This window comes from Ensifer sp. ENS07, assembly GCF_014852185.1.
Classification (GTDB): Bacteria; Pseudomonadota; Alphaproteobacteria; order Rhizobiales; family Rhizobiaceae; genus Ensifer; species Ensifer adhaerens.
The window spans coordinates 1-16,220 of record NZ_JACVBE010000009.1; the positions used below are offsets into that span (position 1 = coordinate 1).

Genomic DNA, 16,220 nt, shown 5'->3' on the forward strand with positions numbered 1-16,220 from the left:
CCGTCGCATCGAGGAGACGAAGCGGCGGCGCGACAGCGCAAAGGTGAAAGAGACCCTGGCCGCGGTTTCAAAGGTCGCCTCGACCGGCGAAGGCAACCTCTTGGCGGCCGCCGTCGAAGCGGCGCGGTCGCGCGCGACCGTCGGCGAAATCTCCGATGCGATGCGCGGCGCCTTTGGTGACCATGCCGCAACGCCCAAGGTCGTCAGCAAGATCTATGGCAAGGCCTATGAGGGCGAGCCTGAACTCGAGGTGCTCTCCGGCCGCCTCGACGAGGTTTCGGCGAAACTCGGCCGCAAGCCGAAAATCATGGTCGCCAAGCTCGGCCAGGACGGCCACGACCGGGGCGCCAAGGTGATCGCGTCGGCCTTTGGCGACATCGGCTTCGACGTGCTTGCCGGCCCGTTGTTCCAGACACCGGAGGAAGCGGCCGACATGGCGCTTGCGAACAAGGTCAATGTCATTGGCGTCTCTTCGCTCGCAGCCGGCCATAAGACGCTGATGCCGCAATTGGCCGAAGCGCTGAAAAGGCGTGGCGGCGAGGATGTCATCGTCATCTGTGGGGGTGTCATCCCTCGCCAGGACTATGACTATCTCATGGAGAACGGCGTGTCGGCGGTCTTCGGCCCCGGCACCAACGTGCTCGATGCGGCACGCGCGGTGCTCGACCTGATCGAGGGCAAGCGCCGCAACATCTGACACCGGGCGACGCGGAAGACATCCTCTCTCCGTTCGCCCCGAGCGGTTGTCGTAGCCGGCCGACGCAACTATGGTGTCGGCATGACGTCGATCGCCGAAGTGTTCGGACCCTTTGCCCTGATGGCGCGCCTTATCGCCCGCTTCTGGCCTCAGCTCTTGCTGGTCGGCGCCTGCGGCGCCATCGTGCACGACCTCCTGATGCGGGCAGCCGTCTGGATCGGGATGCAGCATCCGCTCGGCGGCATGGTCACGCTCTCCCTCGTCGTGTTGGCGAAGCTCGTCGTCATCGTGCTGATGTTCATGGTCCTTCGCCCGGGCTTGCCGGCGCTCGAAGCGCTCCGGCAACAACCGGCAGCGGCGCCTGTCGAGACCAAGGTTCCGAAGGCCGAGCGCAGGCTGCTCGCCGTCACCGCCGCCGCCCTGCTGCCGTTCTTTGCCTACTACGCCGCCTGGGGGTTTCTCGGCGATACCGTGCGCGAATATTCGCGGTCAGCACTTTCTGCCGTCGCTTTCGGCGAAAAAGCCAACTTCTTCGATATTCTGGGGTCGCGCGGCGTTCTCGTGTCGATCGCGCTCTGCTGGCTTGTACGCTGGGGCGCAAAACGCATGAGCACGCTGAGCGAAGCGCCCGTCTGGCGACTGCTGATCGTCGCTGCAGATGCAAGCTGGATCTTCATCGGTCTCTACGGCCTGTCGGTCTGGAAGGACCAGGTGATCACCTGGCTTGGCGCCGGCAAGCTTCTGAGCATGAACGGCTTCGCCTTCGCCGGCGTTGCGCATGCCGCCGAGACCTTCGTGCCGGTGGAATTGAGAAAACCTGACTGGGATAGCCAGGCCACAGGGCTGTTCTTCTATGCGCTCCTTCCGGTCGTCTGGCTGGTCATGGCGGCCATCATCAACGGCTACGAGCTTTCGAGCGCAACACCGCGCACCCCGCCGGCATCGCCAAAGCCGCGCCGCGCCCGCACGCTGCGCAAATGGGTCGCCGATTTTCTCGACCACTTCATCGGCGATTATCGCTCCCGCTATGCGCCGATCTGGACCTGCCTGAAGCTGACGCTCGGTTCGGGGCTGGCGGCACTTTTCGCCTTTATCATCGCCTACAATGCCATTGCCTGGCTCGGCGCCTGGACGTGGTACGCGGCAACACGGACGCTGGACGTGGGAGATCTTGCGAGCTGGCGGCTCGTTTTCGATGCCGTGAGCCTTTTCATCGGCAGCCCCAGCGATCTCAACGGCGGCATCGTGCTCGATGCCCTGCGCATCACCCTGCTGGCGGCGATGCTCGAACACGCCGTTTCCCGTCAGGCCGATAAGGCCGAGATAAACTACGCGTCCACTTGAACACCAGCGTCTCGTCACTGGCGCCGGGAAATTCGATCCGCAGCGAAAGGTCCCGCGCCTCCGCCGGAACGATGAAGCTCTCGGCCATGCGGACGGGGCTGCCGGCCTTGGCATCCGTAAAGGCCAGGACACTGCAGCGCTGACGCTCGGCCACCTCCGGATACATCTCTCGCACGATCGGCTCGGTCAGGGTGACCGGTTCGAAGCGGCGCCCTTTGTCGTCGATCAGTCGAACGCGGCAGGCGCCCTTCGACAAAGCGGCGAGATCGGTCGGCGATGCCTCGAATTCGGTAAGAATGACGCGTGCGTCGTCGGTGCGCGGCAGGCGTCGCATATCCATAAGCTTCCATTGCCCGCCGGCGAAGGCCTGCGCCGCTCCATCCGCAACGACGATTTCCGGGCTACCGCCGGCGAGCCATTGGCTCTCACCAAGGCTTTCCCATGCGCGGGCAACGAAGGCGAGCGGCAGCGCGACGATCAACGCGAGCAGGCAGGTCCAGAAGGTGCGTTTCTCGCTCATGACTACCTCCCTCAGTGCGCGGCCAGTGTCCAGGGCGCGCCGCTGCCGCTGCGCGCAATGGTGACGGACGGCTTGATCTCAGCCGGCTTCTTGTCGCCGAGCGCAATCGACAGTTCCTCGGCGAGCGGCGACACACGACTGCGTGCGACGAGCAGCGTGCCCTGGTCAACGGCCGCCTCGGGAAGCTCGAAGGCAAGAAGCACCGGCCGTGGCAGGCCGGGTTCGAGCCGCTCCGTCGGCAGATAGCCCGGCACGGTCGAGAACCGCTGGCTCAACGCGTAGCGCAAACCATTGCTCGCCAGCCATTCCGCAGACATCAACGTCATCGTTTCCGTCTTGGAAACGGCCGCGCCCTCGATGACTAGCCAGATGCCGGATGTGGAGAAGTCCTTGACCCGGCCAAAACTTTCGACCTTGAGCTGTCGTGCCAGATGCACATTGGCTGCGCCGAAAGCGAAGTCGCGTGTCTCCACCCGCTCGCCGACAGCACCGCGAATGGCGATCGGCGCGGTGATGTCGCCGTAGCCGGGGGTACTGTTTCGCATCCCATAGAGCGCCACGATTGCAAGGCCGCAAAGCAGCAGCGTACGGAAAGCCGACATCATTGCTCCGTCGTCTCCACAGCTTGCGTCACCGGCAACTCGACGACCGCGGCCTCGCCGTCATCGAACCAATTCGGCGCGCCGTAGAGATCGTCACGTGGCTTGTAGATCTGTTTGCCGATCGCCAGCGAAAGCGTTTGCGGTTCCGGGCGGTTCGCCGGCCACTCCCAGGCCGCGACCAGTTTTTCCGGCATGTTCGGATTGATCGCACTGGCGATCCACTTGTCTCTCGCCAGGTAATAGGTGGGCTTGGGCTGCAGCGGAGCGACGTCATCCTTGATCGTGATCAGGTTCATGAAGACGTTGCTGCTGGCCACGGACCGGTTGTCGAGTTCGAGATCCACAAGGAGGAACCTCTTCGGCTCGAACGGTTTGGTGCCGGTTGGCGGCAGAGACGACATATAAGCGCCATTGATGGTCACCCGCCAACGGCCCGTGTCGACGACCTGGTCTTTACCTATGACCGGAACAGGAACCGGATTGGCTGCATCGTAAACCGCCGAAGTAAAGGAAATCGCAGCCGCCGCCATGCCGCCGATACCGGTGACAAGCATGATCAGCAGGCGCTGCCTGATCTTCGACCGCCGCATGACCGGCATCTGTCCTCCATCCACCCTGCGGATACTGCAACCGGAAGATAGGAAAGTTTGCCGGGGAAATCAAAACACGCGTGTCGGAAACGGTTGAGGCAGTGGACGCAACCTCAGAACGAAGCTCGAATGTGGAATATTGGATCGTCGGAGTGAACCCATGTGCGATGTAAACCGGGCGGGCAGCCGTTGCCGCCCGCGGCCAGCGAGGTGCGCGCATTGGGTCAGATGCGGTGCATCTCCATCGCCGGCTCCTCGGAAGCCGGAAGCCTCTTCTCGAAGGTCGCGCGGATGGACATGGGCGTCCCGTTCCCTCGCGACACCACCATGAACATCTGCAATTGTCCGCCACGCCGAACGAACTGAATGCCGAAGCTTCTGCCGCCATAGGCGCCGGAAACGGTCGGCTTCCACTCACCCTTGCCTGCGGCAAGCGGCAGATCGGCAAAGCGCTCGACGTTCGCGACGGCCTGCCAACCGTTGTTGCTGCTGACGGTCAAAAGGTCGCCGTGCCTGACGATGCCGATATAGCAGGTGTTGCAACGCCCTGCCGTGGAGGTGAGTTGGCGCCACTGTCCGACAAACGCATCACCGTCGGCCCTGACGGCGGCGGCAGACGAAAGAAGCAACAGGCCGGCGACGCCGGCCCTGCACAGGATCTTCATGCTTTCCCTCCTCATCGCGGACCGACATACACAACTCTTCGCATTCTTTGATTGTGTCACGCTAGAAAAACAACCAAATTGGAGGTGGTCAAGATCAGGTGGGCTCAAAGCTGTGCATTGACCAGCCACAACGCGTTTTCCGCCCACCGATCCACCCGTCATTGGCGCTTGCCTTCTGCCCGCGACGGACGACAATTGCATGCGGTGGAAAGCGGTGCTAGGCGCCATTCGGCCCACATTCTCCGCCGAACCCGGGAGGCCGGCTATGCGCAAACTGCAATCGCAAGGCGTTCACCACATCACGCTTGTCGGGGCGGACCGTCAGACGTCGATCGATTTCTGGGAGGGGCTGCTCGGCATGCCCTTCATTTTCGAGCAACCGAACCTCGACCGGGCGAGCGAAAGCCACCTCTATTTCGATCCGGGCGATGGCCGCCTGATCACCGTCTTCACCGACGAGAACCGCACGCCGGATCCCGAGCGCACCCCGACCGACATGGGCTGTGTGCATCACATCGCCTTTGCTGTTTCGCGCGCCACATTCAACCAGGCGGTGGAGCGGCTCGATGAGCGAAAGATCCGCCACAGTGGCGTCAAGGATCGCGGCTTCATGGATTCGATCTACTTCGAAGATCCGCTTGGGCTGCTGGTTGAACTTGCCTCCTATCGCTTCGAGCCGCCGGCCGGTCACAGCCATGCCGAAGTCCTGATGGAAGCGCATAGGATCAGGACTGAACGCGGCGACTATAACATCGCCGAGGTCCATCTCGCCGATGCGATCGAAGCCCTGAACGAACGCTCTCGGCCGACGCTGTCGCTCGATCGCCAACCGAAGAACCCATACGGACCGCGATAGAGTCGCACTTGGTGAGATCTGTAGCCAAGTGGCGGTGTCTGCCGCGGGCGAGCCGCCGCCAGTTCAACGACGATCAACCGGGAGGAATGCCATGTCCGCAATCCAGCTCAACGTGATCAAGCCCAGCGTCAACAACATGACCGCGCGCGTGTTCCTGCGCGCAGCCAAGCTCGATTTCAGTGAAAACGATGTCTACGGCCAGACGCGCTCGCCCGAATATCTGGCACGAGCGCCGTCGCATCTGACAACGATGATCGAGACCGCGGACCTGCCCAGGGGCGCGCTTTGGGAAAGCTGCGCGATCATGCAGTACCTTTGCAACAAACATGGGCTTGATGACTTCTACCCGAGGGAACCCGAAGCACGCGCGATGATCGACAGCGCCATGTTCTACCTGATCGGCACCTTCTATCCCTACCTTGCCCGCGCAACCTATCCGGCGCTGAGCTTTCCGCTCTACGCGGGCGAAGTCGGCTGCAGCGATGCCGATGCGGCGACGAAGGAGATCGCCCGGAAGGCAGCGGTTGCAGCCCTTGCCGAACCGCTCGACGTATTCCGCGCTTTCTACATTGGCGACAAGCCGTTCATCGGTGGCGCCAAGCCCTCGATCGCCGATATCCGGCTCGCAGCAACGCTCGAGTTCCTGGCCGCGATCGACTATGACCTGCCGGACTGGGCAAAGACCTACATGGCAAGCATCGAAAGAACGCTCGGGGCCGCCTATGCCGAGCCCGCCGCCGATGTCCGCGGCTATATCGCTTATGTAAAATCGCAGCGGCAATAGGCTCGGCCGCTACGATGCGGATCATTGAATGAGGAGTGCGACGCCGGTTGCCCCGAGTGCGAGCGTCCAGAGGCGATCGAAATTGATCCAGGCCGAACGCAGGACCGCAAGGTCGAACCAGGTGAAGACGGCGAGCGCCAGCACCGCGGTTACCGTGAGCATCGCGATGCTATGCACCGCGACGGCGGCGAGCGAGACCGGCAGCGAACTTGCCATCGCCAGTTCGCCGGCGTGGCCTGCAAGACAGAGACTGAGCACCGCCGGCACCAGCATCAGGCCGGCCCCATGGCTCGTCGCCATCAGGAAGGACCAGACCGCAAGTCCCGCCATGCCGGTCCGCATTCCAACCCGGACGCGGTGGCGATGGCCATAAATGGCGGTGTAGCCGGCGGCAACGAGAATGAGCACGGCGGCCGCGATCCTGAATGTGTTCGGATCCAGCACCGAGCCGAATGCTGCGACCACCGCCAGCACGGTCGCGACCGAGATCGCGTGACCAACCGCAATGGGTGCGAGGGACAGCCAGACGACCCGGCTGCTCTGGCGATGAAGTCCGAGCGCAACCGCAAACAACCAGCCCATTGCCGGGTTGAGGCCGTGAAAGGCACCGAGGCCGGCGAGCGAGAGCCATGGCCAGACCGTCGTCATTCGCCGTGACCCGGCTGCACCGCGGCTCCCTCCTCACGGATAACAATAGGAATCGGACGAGCAGTCGCCGCCTTCGAGACGAACTTGATGCGGTCGATGACCCTTTGGCCAGTCGACGAAGAAGTTTTCGTCGAAGGCGATCCCGCCACCATCGGCGACATCGAGCTTGACCATCCAACCGTCGATGCCTTCGGGATAGAACTGCGGGTCGATGGCGCCATAGAGCGAGTTGGTGAAATAGACCCGCTTGCCGTCGCGGCTGATTTCCACCATCTGCGGCCCACCGTTGAGCGCACCGTTCTTCGCCTTCGGATGGCTCGCACGCGAAACGATGCCGCCGATCCTGACCCGCCCCGTTTCCTTCGGTGCGAAGGGGTCGGACACGTCGTACTGGATCATGTCGCCGGTGCCCCAGCAGGAAACGTAAAGGAAGCGATCGTCCATCGACAGGTCGATGTCGGTGACGAGCGGCGCGACCGCACTGAAGCCTTTCAGCACCGGTGGCAACAGATCCGGATCGGCCGGTTCTGCCGGGATCTCGATCACCTTCTTCACGGCCCATCGGTCGCCGTCGCGATACCAGGTCCAGATCGACGCCGAGAGGTCCTTGAGGCTGATGACGCAGCCGACGAAACCGTAGGCCTTGGTCGGATCGTGGGCCGGGCGCAGTTCGAAAACGAGCTGGTGTTCCTCGCCGAAGTCGATCTCCTGCACGTGCTTGCGTTTGTGCAGGTCCCAGAAATGCAGGCGGCGGCCGTATTTCGAGCCAAGCAGCACCTCCGGCACCAGCCCGTTCTCGAAAGTATCGGGCGTGCCCCATTCGCTGGTGATCATCGTGTCGTGGCCGAGGTGCCACCAGAAATCATAGGCGAGCTTCTGCGGCCCACGGTCCATTTCCCACTGTCCGAGCACATCGAAGCTCTGATGGTCGAGCAGGAAAATGCCGCCGGGCGCCTTGCCGTCTCGATCCGCAAGCGCGTTGACGTAAATGCCTTCAGGTCCGCAATGGGTTGTGTGCAACCGCGAATAATTCGCCTTCTCGGCGATTTCCGCGGGCTCGATCACCCGCACGATCTTCGGATTGCGGGGGTCCGGCTTGGTGTCGATGATATGGAGACGGGAGGAGCGCAGGCCCGGCACCACCAAGTAGCGACGCTCGACATGTGGATGCGGTGCGTTGGGACACAGGCACGAGGAGCACGCGTTCCAGCCGAAATGGTGCAACTCGTCCCCGACATTCGGCATCTCGACCTGCCCGACGATCTGCGAATAGCTTTGCGACGCCGGATCCACATCGACGACGGCGATCGCGTCCGGCCTTCTTCGGTCCGGATCGAAAGCCGCCACGTAGGCGAGCGTCTCCTTTGGAGCCTTGGCCGCCATGCGCGGTGATGGATAGAAGGAAGGATCGGGTCGCCACGTCGCCATTGCCATTCTCCCCCTTAGAGAATTCCCGAATGCGCGGTCCTGATGCAGGCTCCGGTCATGCGGCAAAAACGCGTCGGAAATACGGCCTTTGCCTAATTTCCTGACAGGGATCGGAACGCTTCTGGTTGAGCGAGACGTCATCGCGACCGGCAGAGGCGGCCTCATGGCCTCAAGTCTCGATCCGCAGCTTCATCCGGTCAGCGGCAAAGCGGCTACGGGAATATTCGATCGGCTTGCCGTCGAGATCGGCGTTGATCGACTGGGCTTCGAGCACGATTGCGCCCGGCGAGAGCTTCAGCATCGCAAGCTCGTCGGCGTCAGCGTGCCGGGCGACGATCTCCGTTGAGGCGCGTACATAATCATCCAGACCGTGGGCTGCGAAGGCCTTGGTGACGGAGTGCAGCTGTTCGAATTCTTCGGCCATGCGCGGGAAGCGATGCGCCGGATAGTAGCTCGAGGATACCGAGAGCGGTCGACCATCGCCGCTGCTGACGGTTCTGAGTTCGATCACCGGATCACCGGGCCTGATGGCAAGCGCGCTCGCCACTTCGCCCCTTGCCGGCAATTCCGTGTGGCCGAGCAGCCGCGAGCCAATTTCCTTCACCTGGTGGCCAAGACCTTGCGAGAAGCGCGTGCGCTTTGAAATCGGATAACTCACCCGCTCCTTGCGCTCGATCATTGTGCCGCGCCCTTGGACGGGACGCACCAGCCCTTCTTCGGCCAGCGCCGCCAGCGCGCTTCTGACCGTGTGCCGGTTGACGCCGAACTCGCCCGCAAGCACCGTTTCCGGTGGCACCATGCCGGTCGCGTCATAGTCGCCATTGCTGATTGCCAGGCGGATCCGGTCGGCAATCTGCCGCCAGAGAGCGACGCCGGTCTGGCGCTCCACCACTTTTCGCGCTGCCGTGTCTTTTCGCATTGGCATGTCACAAGCCTGTCATTTGCCGACGTTATGAAAAAGTATAAGATGTATAGTTGTCTAGATCAATAGACATTTGAGGTGAAAATGATGGACGCGAAAGTGAAGCAGGAAAGCCCGCCGGACCCGGCGCGCAAGGAGGCCATGCGGTTGCTCGCCCAGGCAACGCTCGCCGAACTCAAGGACGCCTGGAAAGCGCTCGCAGACCAGCCCGAGGTTCACCCGGTCCGAGGCCCCGAGACCGGCCTCGTCATGGTGCGCGGCCGCATCGGCGGCGGCGGCGATCCCTTCAATCTCGGCGAGGCTACGGTGTCGCGCGCCACCGTCCGCCTTTCGACCGGCGAAATCGGCCACGGGCAGTTGCTCGGAACCGACAAGGAACGCGCCCGGCTTGCCGCCATCTTCGACGCCCTTGCCCAGCGTGACGGCGACAGGGCTAGGGTCGAGGCCCTGCTTGGCCGCGTGGCCGACCGGCTTGCCCAGGAAGAACGCCGCAAGGCGGAAGAAACCGCGGCCACCCGCGTGGACTTTTTCACCATGGTTCGGGGAGACGACTGATGGCCAGCCAATCGCAGATTTACGCCGGCGCTTTTGCCGATCCAGTCTTTGCCGCTCAGTCCGTCTTCCGCGACCTGATGGACGGCTTTGCCCGTCCGGGTACGATCAAGCGCCTCGAAGCGACGAGCACGCCTCCGGCTCCGCTCGCTACCGCCGCAGGCGCCGTAGCGCTGACTTTGTGCGACCATGACACGCCCGTCTGGCTGACGCCGGCACTTTCCAAATCGGCCGTTCCGCAGTGGATCGCTTTCCACACCGGTGCTCCGCTCACCACCAGCAAGACCGACGCGCGCTTCGCCTTCATCGAAAAGGGCGCGGCCTTCCCCGGCTTCGACCAGTTCTCGCTTGGCACGCAGGAATATCCGGATCGCTCGACGACACTCGTCATCGAAGTCGAAGCGCTGAGCGGCGGCCCTGCGCTGACCGCCAAAGGCCCCGGCATCAAGGACGTGACGGAGATTGCGGTGAAGGGGCTGCCGGACGTCTTCCTCGAATTCTGGACCGCCAATCGCGCGATCTTTCCGCGCGGCGTCGATCTCGTGCTGACGGCCGGCGACAAGCTCGTCTGCCTGCCGCGCACCACCCGTCTTTCGCTCAAGGAGGCGTGAGCCATGTATGTAGCCGTCAAGGGCGGGGAAGCCGCCATTGCCAATGCCCACCGCCTTCTCGCCGATCGCCGCCGTGGCGACCGTAGCCTTCCCTCCATCACTATCGACCAGGTAGTCGAGCAGCTCGGCCTTGCGGTCGATAGAGTGATGGCGGAAGCCTCGCTTTATGACCGTGCGCTCGCAGCCCTTGCCGTCCGCCAGGCGCGCGGCGACATGATCGAGGCGATCTTCATCCTGCGCGCCTATCGCACGACGTTGCCGCGCTTCGGCTACTCCGAGCCGGTCGATACCGCCAACATGAAGGTCGAGCGCCGCGTGTCGGCGACCTACAAGGATCTGCCCGGTGGACAGCTTCTGGGCCCGACCTTCGATTACACCCACCGCCTGCTCGACCCATCACTGATCGCCGACGAAGCGGTCGAAGAACCGGCAGTCAAGGAGCCCGGTGAGCATGTGATGCGCGTCTCCGACATTCTCGACGGCGAAGGCCTGATCGAGGGTGATGGCCAGATGCCCGAGGGCCATGTCATGGGCGACCTTACCCGCGAGCCGATGGAGTTTCCGATGGCCCGGGACCTGCGACTGCAGGCGCTTGCCCGCGGCGACGAAGGCTTCCTCTTGGCGCTCGCCTACTCCACCCAGCGCGGCTACGGCCGCACCCACCCATTCGTCGGCGAAGTCCGCATCGGAGAAGTGGAAGTCGAACTCGATCTGCCGGAACTCGGCTTTGCCGTCTCACTCGGCGCGATCCGCGTCACTGAATGCCAGATGGTCAACCAGTTCATGGGCTCGGCCAAGCAGCCGCCGCAATTCACCCGCGGCTACGGCCTCGTCTTTGGCCAGAGTGAACGCAAAGCGATGTCGATGTCGCTGGTCGACCGGGCACTGCGCACTGACGAGTTCAGCGAGGACATCGTCGCACCCGCCCAGGATCAGGAATTTGTCATCTCGCATGCAGATAACGTTCAGGCTACCGGCTTCGTCGAGCACCTGAAGCTGCCGCACTATGTCGACTTCCAGGCCGAACTCGATCTCGTGCGCCGCATGCGCCGCGATTACGAGGCCGCGAATTCAGGTGAAGCACCGAAGGTACAACGGGAGGCGGCCGAATGATCGGGCATACCGCCAGCCCTAGCGGTTCAATCGCCGCCGCCATCCCCGCCACCACAATCGCCGCCGTCACCGGCATAGACACCACCGGCGTCGCCACCTCCGTCGTTCTTGCGCGCCCTGCTCTCCGGCTCGCGCTGCGGCCGGCGGGCAATGCCGAACAGGCCGGCAACCGCCGAACACAGCACGAAGATCCCAATCACCCAGACGAAAATCTCGCTCAAATCCTGGCCTCATCAGCGGTCGACACACTCAAGGGTAATCAGCGATGAACGACCTTGCTACCTATAATTTCGCCTATCTGGACGAACAAACCAAGCGCATGATCCGCCGCGCGATCCTGAAGGCGATCGCCATTCCCGGCTACCAGGTTCCATTTGCGTCGCGCGAAATGCCGATGCCCTACGGCTGGGGCACCGGCGGCGTGCAGGTCACCGCCTCGATCCTCGGTCCGCAGGACGTCTTGAAGGTCATCGACCAGGGCGCCGACGACACAACCAACGCGGTTTCCATCCGCGCCTTTTTCCAGAAGGTCGCCGACGTTGCCGTCACCACCCGGACGAAAGACGCGACGATCATCCAGACGCGCCACCGCATTCCGGAGGAAAAACTCTCGGAGGGACAGACGCTCGTCTACCAGGTGCCGATCCCGGAACCCTTGCGCTTCCTCGAGCCGCGCGAGACCGAGACGCGGAAGATGCATGCGCTCGAGGAATACGGGCTGATGCATGTGAAGCTCTACGAGGACATCGCCCGCAACGGCCATATCGCCACGACCTACGCCTATCCGGTCAAGGTCGAGGGACGTTACGTGATGGACCCGTCGCCGACGCCTAAGTTCGACAATCCGAAGATGCATATGTCGGAAGCGCTGCAGCTCTTCGGCGCCGGTCGCGAAAAGCGGATCTACGCTGTCCCGCCCTATACCGAAGTCGTCAGCCTCGATTTCGACGACCATCCCTTCGAGATCCAGAGCTTCGACAAGCCCTGCGCGCTCTGCGGCGCCGAGGACGTCTATCTCGACGAGGTGATCCTCGACGACAAGGGCGGACGCATGTTCGTCTGCTCCGATACCGATCATTGCGAAGACCGCCGCGCCTGCGGCCATGCAGGTCACATGCTTGCCCGAAAGGAAGCCGCAGAATGAGTACGCTCCCGCTTTTGAAAGTGAACGACGTCTCGAAGTTCTACGGAAGCCGCATCGGCTGCCGCAACGTTTCCTTCGAGCTCTATGCGGGCGAAGTGCTCGCCATCGTCGGCGAATCCGGCTCGGGCAAGACGACACTTCTGTCGTGCCTCTCGACCCGTCTGATGCCGACCTCCGGCATCGTCGAGTACCACATGCGCGACGGTCAGTACCGTGACCTCGCCCGCATGGGCGAAGCCGAGCGCCGCTTCCTGATGCGTACCGACTGGGGCTTCGTGCACCAGAACCCGGCCGACGGCCTGCGCATGACCGTGTCTGCCGGCGCCAATGTCGGCGAGCGGTTGATGGCCGTCGGCGAGCGCCACTACGGCAACATCCGCGCCACCGCCAGAGACTGGCTGGAGCGGGTGGAAATCGGCATCGACCGCATCGACGACCAGCCGCGCGCCTTTTCGGGCGGCATGCGTCAGCGCCTCCAGATCGCCCGCAACCTCGTCACCTCCCCGCGCCTCGTCTTCATGGACGAGCCGACCGGCGGCCTCGACGTCTCGGTTCAGGCGCGCCTGCTCGATCTCGTGCGCGGCCTCGTGCATGACCTCGGGCTTGCCGCCATCATCGTCACCCACGATCTCGCCGTCGCCCGCCTTCTTTCACACCGCATGATGGTGATGAAGGATGGCGCGGTCATCGAACAGGGGCTGACCGACCGCGTGCTCGACGATCCGCGCGAGCCCTATACCCAGCTCCTCGTCTCCTCGATCCTGCAGGTGTAAACCATGGCCACGCCCCTTGTTGTTTCCGAAGTCGCAAAAAGCTTCACCATGCATCTGCGTGACGGTATCCGCCGGCCGGTCGTCGCCAACGTCTCCTTCTCGGTGAAGGCCGGCGAATGCGTCGTTCTCGGCGGCCCGTCCGGCGTCGGCAAGAGCTCGATCCTGAAAATGCTCTACGGCAATTACGGCGTCGACGAAGGCCAGATCCTGATGGATCACGACGGCAAGCTGGTCAATCTGGCAACGGCCGAGCCGCGCACGGTGCTCGAAGTCCGGCGCACGACGCTCGGCTATGTCAGCCAGTTCCTGCGGGTGGTGCCGCGCGTCTCCTCCCTCGACATCGTCGCCGAGCCGCTGCAGGCCCGCGGCATGCCGCTCGAAGAGGCCCGCACCCATGCGGCCGAACTGTTGAACAAGCTGAACCTGCCGCGCGAACTCTGGAGCCTGCCACCGGCGACCTTCTCCGGCGGCGAACAGCAGCGCGTCAACATCGCCCGCGGTTTCATCACCGACCACAAGATCCTTCTGCTCGACGAGCCGACCGCGTCGCTCGACGCGAAGAACCGGGCGGTCGTTGTCGAACTGATTGCCGAGAAGAAGGCCAAGGGCACCGCGCTGATCGGCATTTTCCACGACGAGGAAGTGCGCGACGCGGTTGCCGATCGCATTCTCGACGTCTCGGCCTTCTCGCCGCGAAAGGCTGCCGCATGAGCCAGAAGCTCGGGCTCGAGCCCTTTATCCACCCAACGGCGAGCGTCAACAATTCGACGCTCGGCCGCTACACCGAAGTGCAGGAGCGCTCAAGGCTCGACGAGGTCGAGTTCGGCGACTACTCCTACATCATGCAGGACGGCTCGATCTGGTGCGCAACGATCGGCAAGTTCGTCAACATCGCAGCCGCCGTGCGCATCAACGCCACCAACCACCCGACCTGGCGGGCGACGCTGCATCACTTCACCTATCGCGCGCCGAACTATTGGGACGATACCCAACTCGACCACGACCTTTTCGCCTGGCGGCGCTCGAACCGGGTAACGATCGGCCATGATGTGTGGATCGGCCACGGCGCCACCATCCTGCCGGGCGTCACTGTCGGCAACGGTGCTGTTATCGGCGCCGGCGCAGTCGTCTCGAAGGACGTCGAGCCCTACACCATCGTCGGCGGCGTGCCCGCCAAGCTCATCCGCGCCCGTTTCAACGAGGGCGTCGGCGAGCGGATGGACGCGCTCTCGTGGTGGGACTGGGACCACCAGCGCCTGCGCCGCGCGCTCGACGATTTCCGCGAGCTGACGGCCGAAGAGTTTTTGGTGCGTTATGCGTGAGTGATACGGCGCCGGGCAGAGGTTCGGCGCCTTTCCGAGCTGAGAACGAGGCGGTTACGGCCCGTTGACCAACTTCAGAATCAACTGGTGAATATTGCCGCCATCGGTCAACTCGACCTGGTCGAAGTCGCGGCTGCGCTGGCGCTGCGTCTGCGAGAGCGCACCGAGGCGCTCGGTCATGACGGTCCTGATCTTGCGGCACTTCGGATCGTCGGGAACAGTGAGGCCCAGCGTCGCCTGCTCGATCGCGCGGACCATCTCCTTGATGAAATCGCCGTGCACGAGTTCGTGCTTGCGCACGCCGTCGATGAAAATGTCCCAGTTTTCGCGCGTGCCTGAAGGCAGCGGCCTTGCCGGTTTCGGCAGGGTGTAGGTGATGATCAGTTTCGGCTTTGCCACCGCCAGCACGCAGGCACCGCCTTGCTCTTCATATTTTCGCGTCCAGGTCAGCTTGAAGTTGGTGTGTGCGATTGCCCTGCCGATTCCGGCTTTCGGACCCCGTTCGCCGATCGAGGCGTAGAGCTCGGCACCCGTCTGCCCGTTGATTGTGTAGAGCGCTTCCTTTTCGACCGGCTGCCATTCGGCAGAGGCGAACCGCGGCTCAGACGCAAGGCAAAGGGCAACGACGCCCAGGCAAAGGCTTTTGTTCAATCCAACCCCTCGAAGTTCGCCCTGTCGGCGCACGATTCCTGGCCGCATTCCTTAAACGCGAATCGGCCAATGGCAACAGGCCAAAAAACAAAGGCACCGCGCGCCGTCTCCAGCGTGCGGTGCCTTTGCGTCTTACCCGGTCTTTCGACGCCCCGTTGTGGGAGGTGCAACGGGCCGCCCAAACGACGTTAGTTGACGGCCGTCAGCGTCATCGACGTGCCGGTGGCCGCGAGGTTCAGGCCGATCTGGCCGGTCACGCTGATCGTCTGCAGGTGGATCGAACCGGAGGTGCCGCCGACGAGGATGTTGGCACCGATACCGGCGCCGACGGTCGCTTCCGCCGTTGCACCCTGGTAGAGACCGCCGAGCGAACCGCGGTGGTAGCCGGCGGTCGGTGCGAACACGGCCCAAATCAGGCGGCTCTGCGTCGTGAAGCCGACATCGACGCCCATCTTGCGGATGGCGCCGGAATAGTGGTCCGAGGCTTCAGCACCCATGGTCGAGCGGAAGACGCAGTCGACTTCCTTGGCCGAGCCGAGCACATAGCCGACACCGCCAGCGATGTTGCAATCGAGGTAACCAATCTTGACGCCGTTGCTTGTGTCGGGCTCGGGCTGCGGTTGAACTGTCGCGAGATCGGCTGCGTTTGCGGCGATCGCGCCAGCGAGAACCAGAGACGCTGCGGACACCTTTACGGCAAAACTCTTTTTCATTCTTGTCTCCTTCTCGGAACGTCAGAAATGATTGTCATTTGACCGGCGGCACACGAACTCAAGCACATAGCGCACGCTGCAGGAAACCAAAGCCATAGCCCGCGATCGGGCAATTCCGTGGCAAGCTTTTAGCAGACGATAAAATTGGTCGGGTTTCCCCAACAATGACTGCAGATTGTGTTGAAAAAGCCACGGAATGGCCGGGCCCGGGCAGTCTGCGACGCTCATTTGCGCGGCAGCGTGTGGCGGCGCCGATTGGCGCAGGGCAATTCAGCGGTTACACGG

The 16,220-nt window shown here is 63.2% G+C and carries 21 protein-coding genes; 11 read left to right on the top strand and 10 right to left on the bottom strand.

Translation table 11 applies throughout. From position 1 onward, the window contains the following. On the top strand, nt 1-697 hold a 697-nt coding region (locus IB277_RS23970; protein WP_192371964.1), incomplete at its 5' end, for a methylmalonyl-CoA mutase family protein. Between the two features lie 81 nt (nt 698-778). Then, nucleotides 779-2,041, top strand: coding sequence for a hypothetical protein (locus tag IB277_RS23975; RefSeq protein ID WP_192371965.1), 1,263 nt, complete (start codon nt 779-781; stop codon nt 2,039-2,041). Here IB277_RS23975 and IB277_RS23980 read toward each other — a convergent pair. The 4 genes from IB277_RS23980 to IB277_RS23995 all read right to left on the bottom strand — a co-directional run bounded on the left by IB277_RS23980 (nt 1,962) and on the right by IB277_RS23995 (nt 4,418). Continuing rightward, on the bottom strand, nt 1,962-2,561 hold the full coding sequence (locus IB277_RS23980) for a hypothetical protein (protein WP_192371966.1): 600 nt from the start codon (nt 2,559-2,561) through the stop codon (nt 1,962-1,964). The two genes, IB277_RS23975 and IB277_RS23980, sit on opposite strands and share 80 nt — an antisense overlap. An 11-nt stretch (nt 2,562-2,572) precedes the next feature. Beyond that, nucleotides 2,573-3,163: a hypothetical protein gene (locus IB277_RS23985; RefSeq protein ID WP_192438700.1), complete on the bottom strand. Its 591-nt coding sequence runs from the start codon at nt 3,161-3,163 to the stop codon at nt 2,573-2,575. Then, entirely contained in the window at nt 3,163-3,762 is a 600-nt protein-coding gene (locus IB277_RS23990; RefSeq protein ID WP_192371968.1) for a hypothetical protein, read from the bottom strand. The genes IB277_RS23985 and IB277_RS23990 overlap by 1 nt, the downstream gene beginning before the upstream one ends. 215 nt (nt 3,763-3,977) lie before the next feature. Then, a complete protein-coding gene (locus IB277_RS23995) occupies nt 3,978-4,418 on the bottom strand; it encodes a hypothetical protein (protein ID WP_049810982.1) in 441 nt (146 codons plus the stop codon). Nucleotides 4,419-4,683: 265 nt separating this feature from the next. On the opposite strand from IB277_RS23995, the gene IB277_RS24000 reads away from it, so the two are divergent. After that, a complete protein-coding gene (locus IB277_RS24000; protein ID WP_034800095.1) occupies nt 4,684-5,274 on the top strand; it encodes a VOC family protein in 591 nt (196 codons plus the stop codon). Between the two features lie 91 nt (nt 5,275-5,365). Then, nucleotides 5,366-6,058, top strand: a complete 693-nt coding sequence (locus IB277_RS24005) for a glutathione S-transferase family protein (protein WP_192371969.1) — start codon at nt 5,366-5,368, stop codon at nt 6,056-6,058. Between the two features lie 21 nt (nt 6,059-6,079). Here the strand turns inward: IB277_RS24005 and IB277_RS24010 are convergent, their stop codons facing one another. From IB277_RS24010 to phnF, 3 genes are all read right to left on the bottom strand, one after another. Continuing rightward, nucleotides 6,080-6,706, bottom strand: coding sequence for a hypothetical protein (locus tag IB277_RS24010; RefSeq protein WP_112985979.1), 627 nt, complete (start codon nt 6,704-6,706; stop codon nt 6,080-6,082). A 33-nt stretch (nt 6,707-6,739) separates the two neighbouring features. Further along, nucleotides 6,740-8,134, bottom strand: coding sequence for a selenium-binding family protein (locus tag IB277_RS24015; protein WP_034800094.1), 1,395 nt, complete (start codon nt 8,132-8,134; stop codon nt 6,740-6,742). A gap of 169 nt (nt 8,135-8,303) precedes the next feature. Then, entirely contained in the window at nt 8,304-9,053 is a 750-nt protein-coding gene (gene phnF, locus IB277_RS24020) for a phosphonate metabolism transcriptional regulator PhnF (RefSeq protein ID WP_029742729.1), read from the bottom strand. 90 nt (nt 9,054-9,143) lie between these two features. Here phnF and phnG point away from each other — a divergent pair, with 90 nt between their 5' ends. From phnG to IB277_RS24035, 3 genes are read left to right on the top strand one after another with little or no spacing between them, the layout of a single operon-like run. After that, a complete protein-coding gene (gene phnG, locus IB277_RS24025; RefSeq protein WP_089046012.1) occupies nt 9,144-9,611 on the top strand; it encodes a phosphonate C-P lyase system protein PhnG in 468 nt (155 codons plus the stop codon). Continuing rightward, the gene (gene phnH / locus IB277_RS24030) at nt 9,611-10,219 is read left to right on the top strand and encodes a phosphonate C-P lyase system protein PhnH (RefSeq protein ID WP_060529561.1); all 609 of its coding nucleotides are present in this window, start codon (nt 9,611-9,613) and stop codon (nt 10,217-10,219) included. The genes phnG and phnH overlap by 1 nt, the downstream gene beginning before the upstream one ends. 3 nt (nt 10,220-10,222) lie before the next feature. Further along, nucleotides 10,223-11,332: a carbon-phosphorus lyase complex subunit PhnI gene (locus IB277_RS24035; RefSeq protein ID WP_060583604.1), complete on the top strand. Its 1,110-nt coding sequence runs from the start codon at nt 10,223-10,225 to the stop codon at nt 11,330-11,332. Nucleotides 11,333-11,358: 26 nt separating this feature from the next. On the opposite strand, the gene IB277_RS24040 is transcribed toward IB277_RS24035, so the two are convergent. Beyond that, the gene (locus IB277_RS24040) at nt 11,359-11,553 is read right to left on the bottom strand and encodes a hypothetical protein (RefSeq protein ID WP_112985978.1); all 195 of its coding nucleotides are present in this window, start codon (nt 11,551-11,553) and stop codon (nt 11,359-11,361) included. 44 nt (nt 11,554-11,597) lie between these two features. Between IB277_RS24040 and IB277_RS24045 the strand changes: the two genes are divergently transcribed. Genes IB277_RS24045 through IB277_RS24060 form a run of 4 tightly spaced genes read left to right on the top strand, consistent with a single transcriptional unit; the run spans nt 11,598 to nt 14,571 of the window. Next, a complete protein-coding gene (locus IB277_RS24045; protein WP_034800089.1) occupies nt 11,598-12,476 on the top strand; it encodes an alpha-D-ribose 1-methylphosphonate 5-phosphate C-P-lyase PhnJ in 879 nt (292 codons plus the stop codon). Continuing rightward, entirely contained in the window at nt 12,473-13,249 is a 777-nt protein-coding gene (gene phnK, locus IB277_RS24050; RefSeq protein WP_192371970.1) for a phosphonate C-P lyase system protein PhnK, read from the top strand. Before IB277_RS24045 ends, phnK begins: the two co-directional genes overlap by 4 nt. Nucleotides 13,250-13,252: 3 nt before the next feature. After that, nucleotides 13,253-13,960 carry a phosphonate C-P lyase system protein PhnL gene (gene phnL / locus IB277_RS24055; protein ID WP_034800087.1) on the top strand — a complete coding sequence of 236 codons (708 nt, stop codon included), beginning with the start codon at nt 13,253-13,255 and terminating at the stop codon, nt 13,958-13,960. Next, the gene (locus IB277_RS24060) at nt 13,957-14,571 is read left to right on the top strand and encodes a DapH/DapD/GlmU-related protein (RefSeq protein WP_034800086.1); all 615 of its coding nucleotides are present in this window, start codon (nt 13,957-13,959) and stop codon (nt 14,569-14,571) included. Before phnL ends, IB277_RS24060 begins: the two co-directional genes overlap by 4 nt. A gap of 54 nt (nt 14,572-14,625) precedes the next feature. On the opposite strand, the gene IB277_RS24065 is transcribed toward IB277_RS24060, so the two are convergent. Then, the gene (locus IB277_RS24065; protein ID WP_112985976.1) at nt 14,626-15,270 is read right to left on the bottom strand and encodes a DUF922 domain-containing Zn-dependent protease; all 645 of its coding nucleotides are present in this window, start codon (nt 15,268-15,270) and stop codon (nt 14,626-14,628) included. Nucleotides 15,271-15,410: 140 nt separating this feature from the next. Then, the gene (locus IB277_RS24070; RefSeq protein WP_034800084.1) at nt 15,411-15,935 is read right to left on the bottom strand and encodes a DUF992 domain-containing protein; all 525 of its coding nucleotides are present in this window, start codon (nt 15,933-15,935) and stop codon (nt 15,411-15,413) included. Nucleotides 15,936-16,220 lie beyond the last annotated feature (285 nt).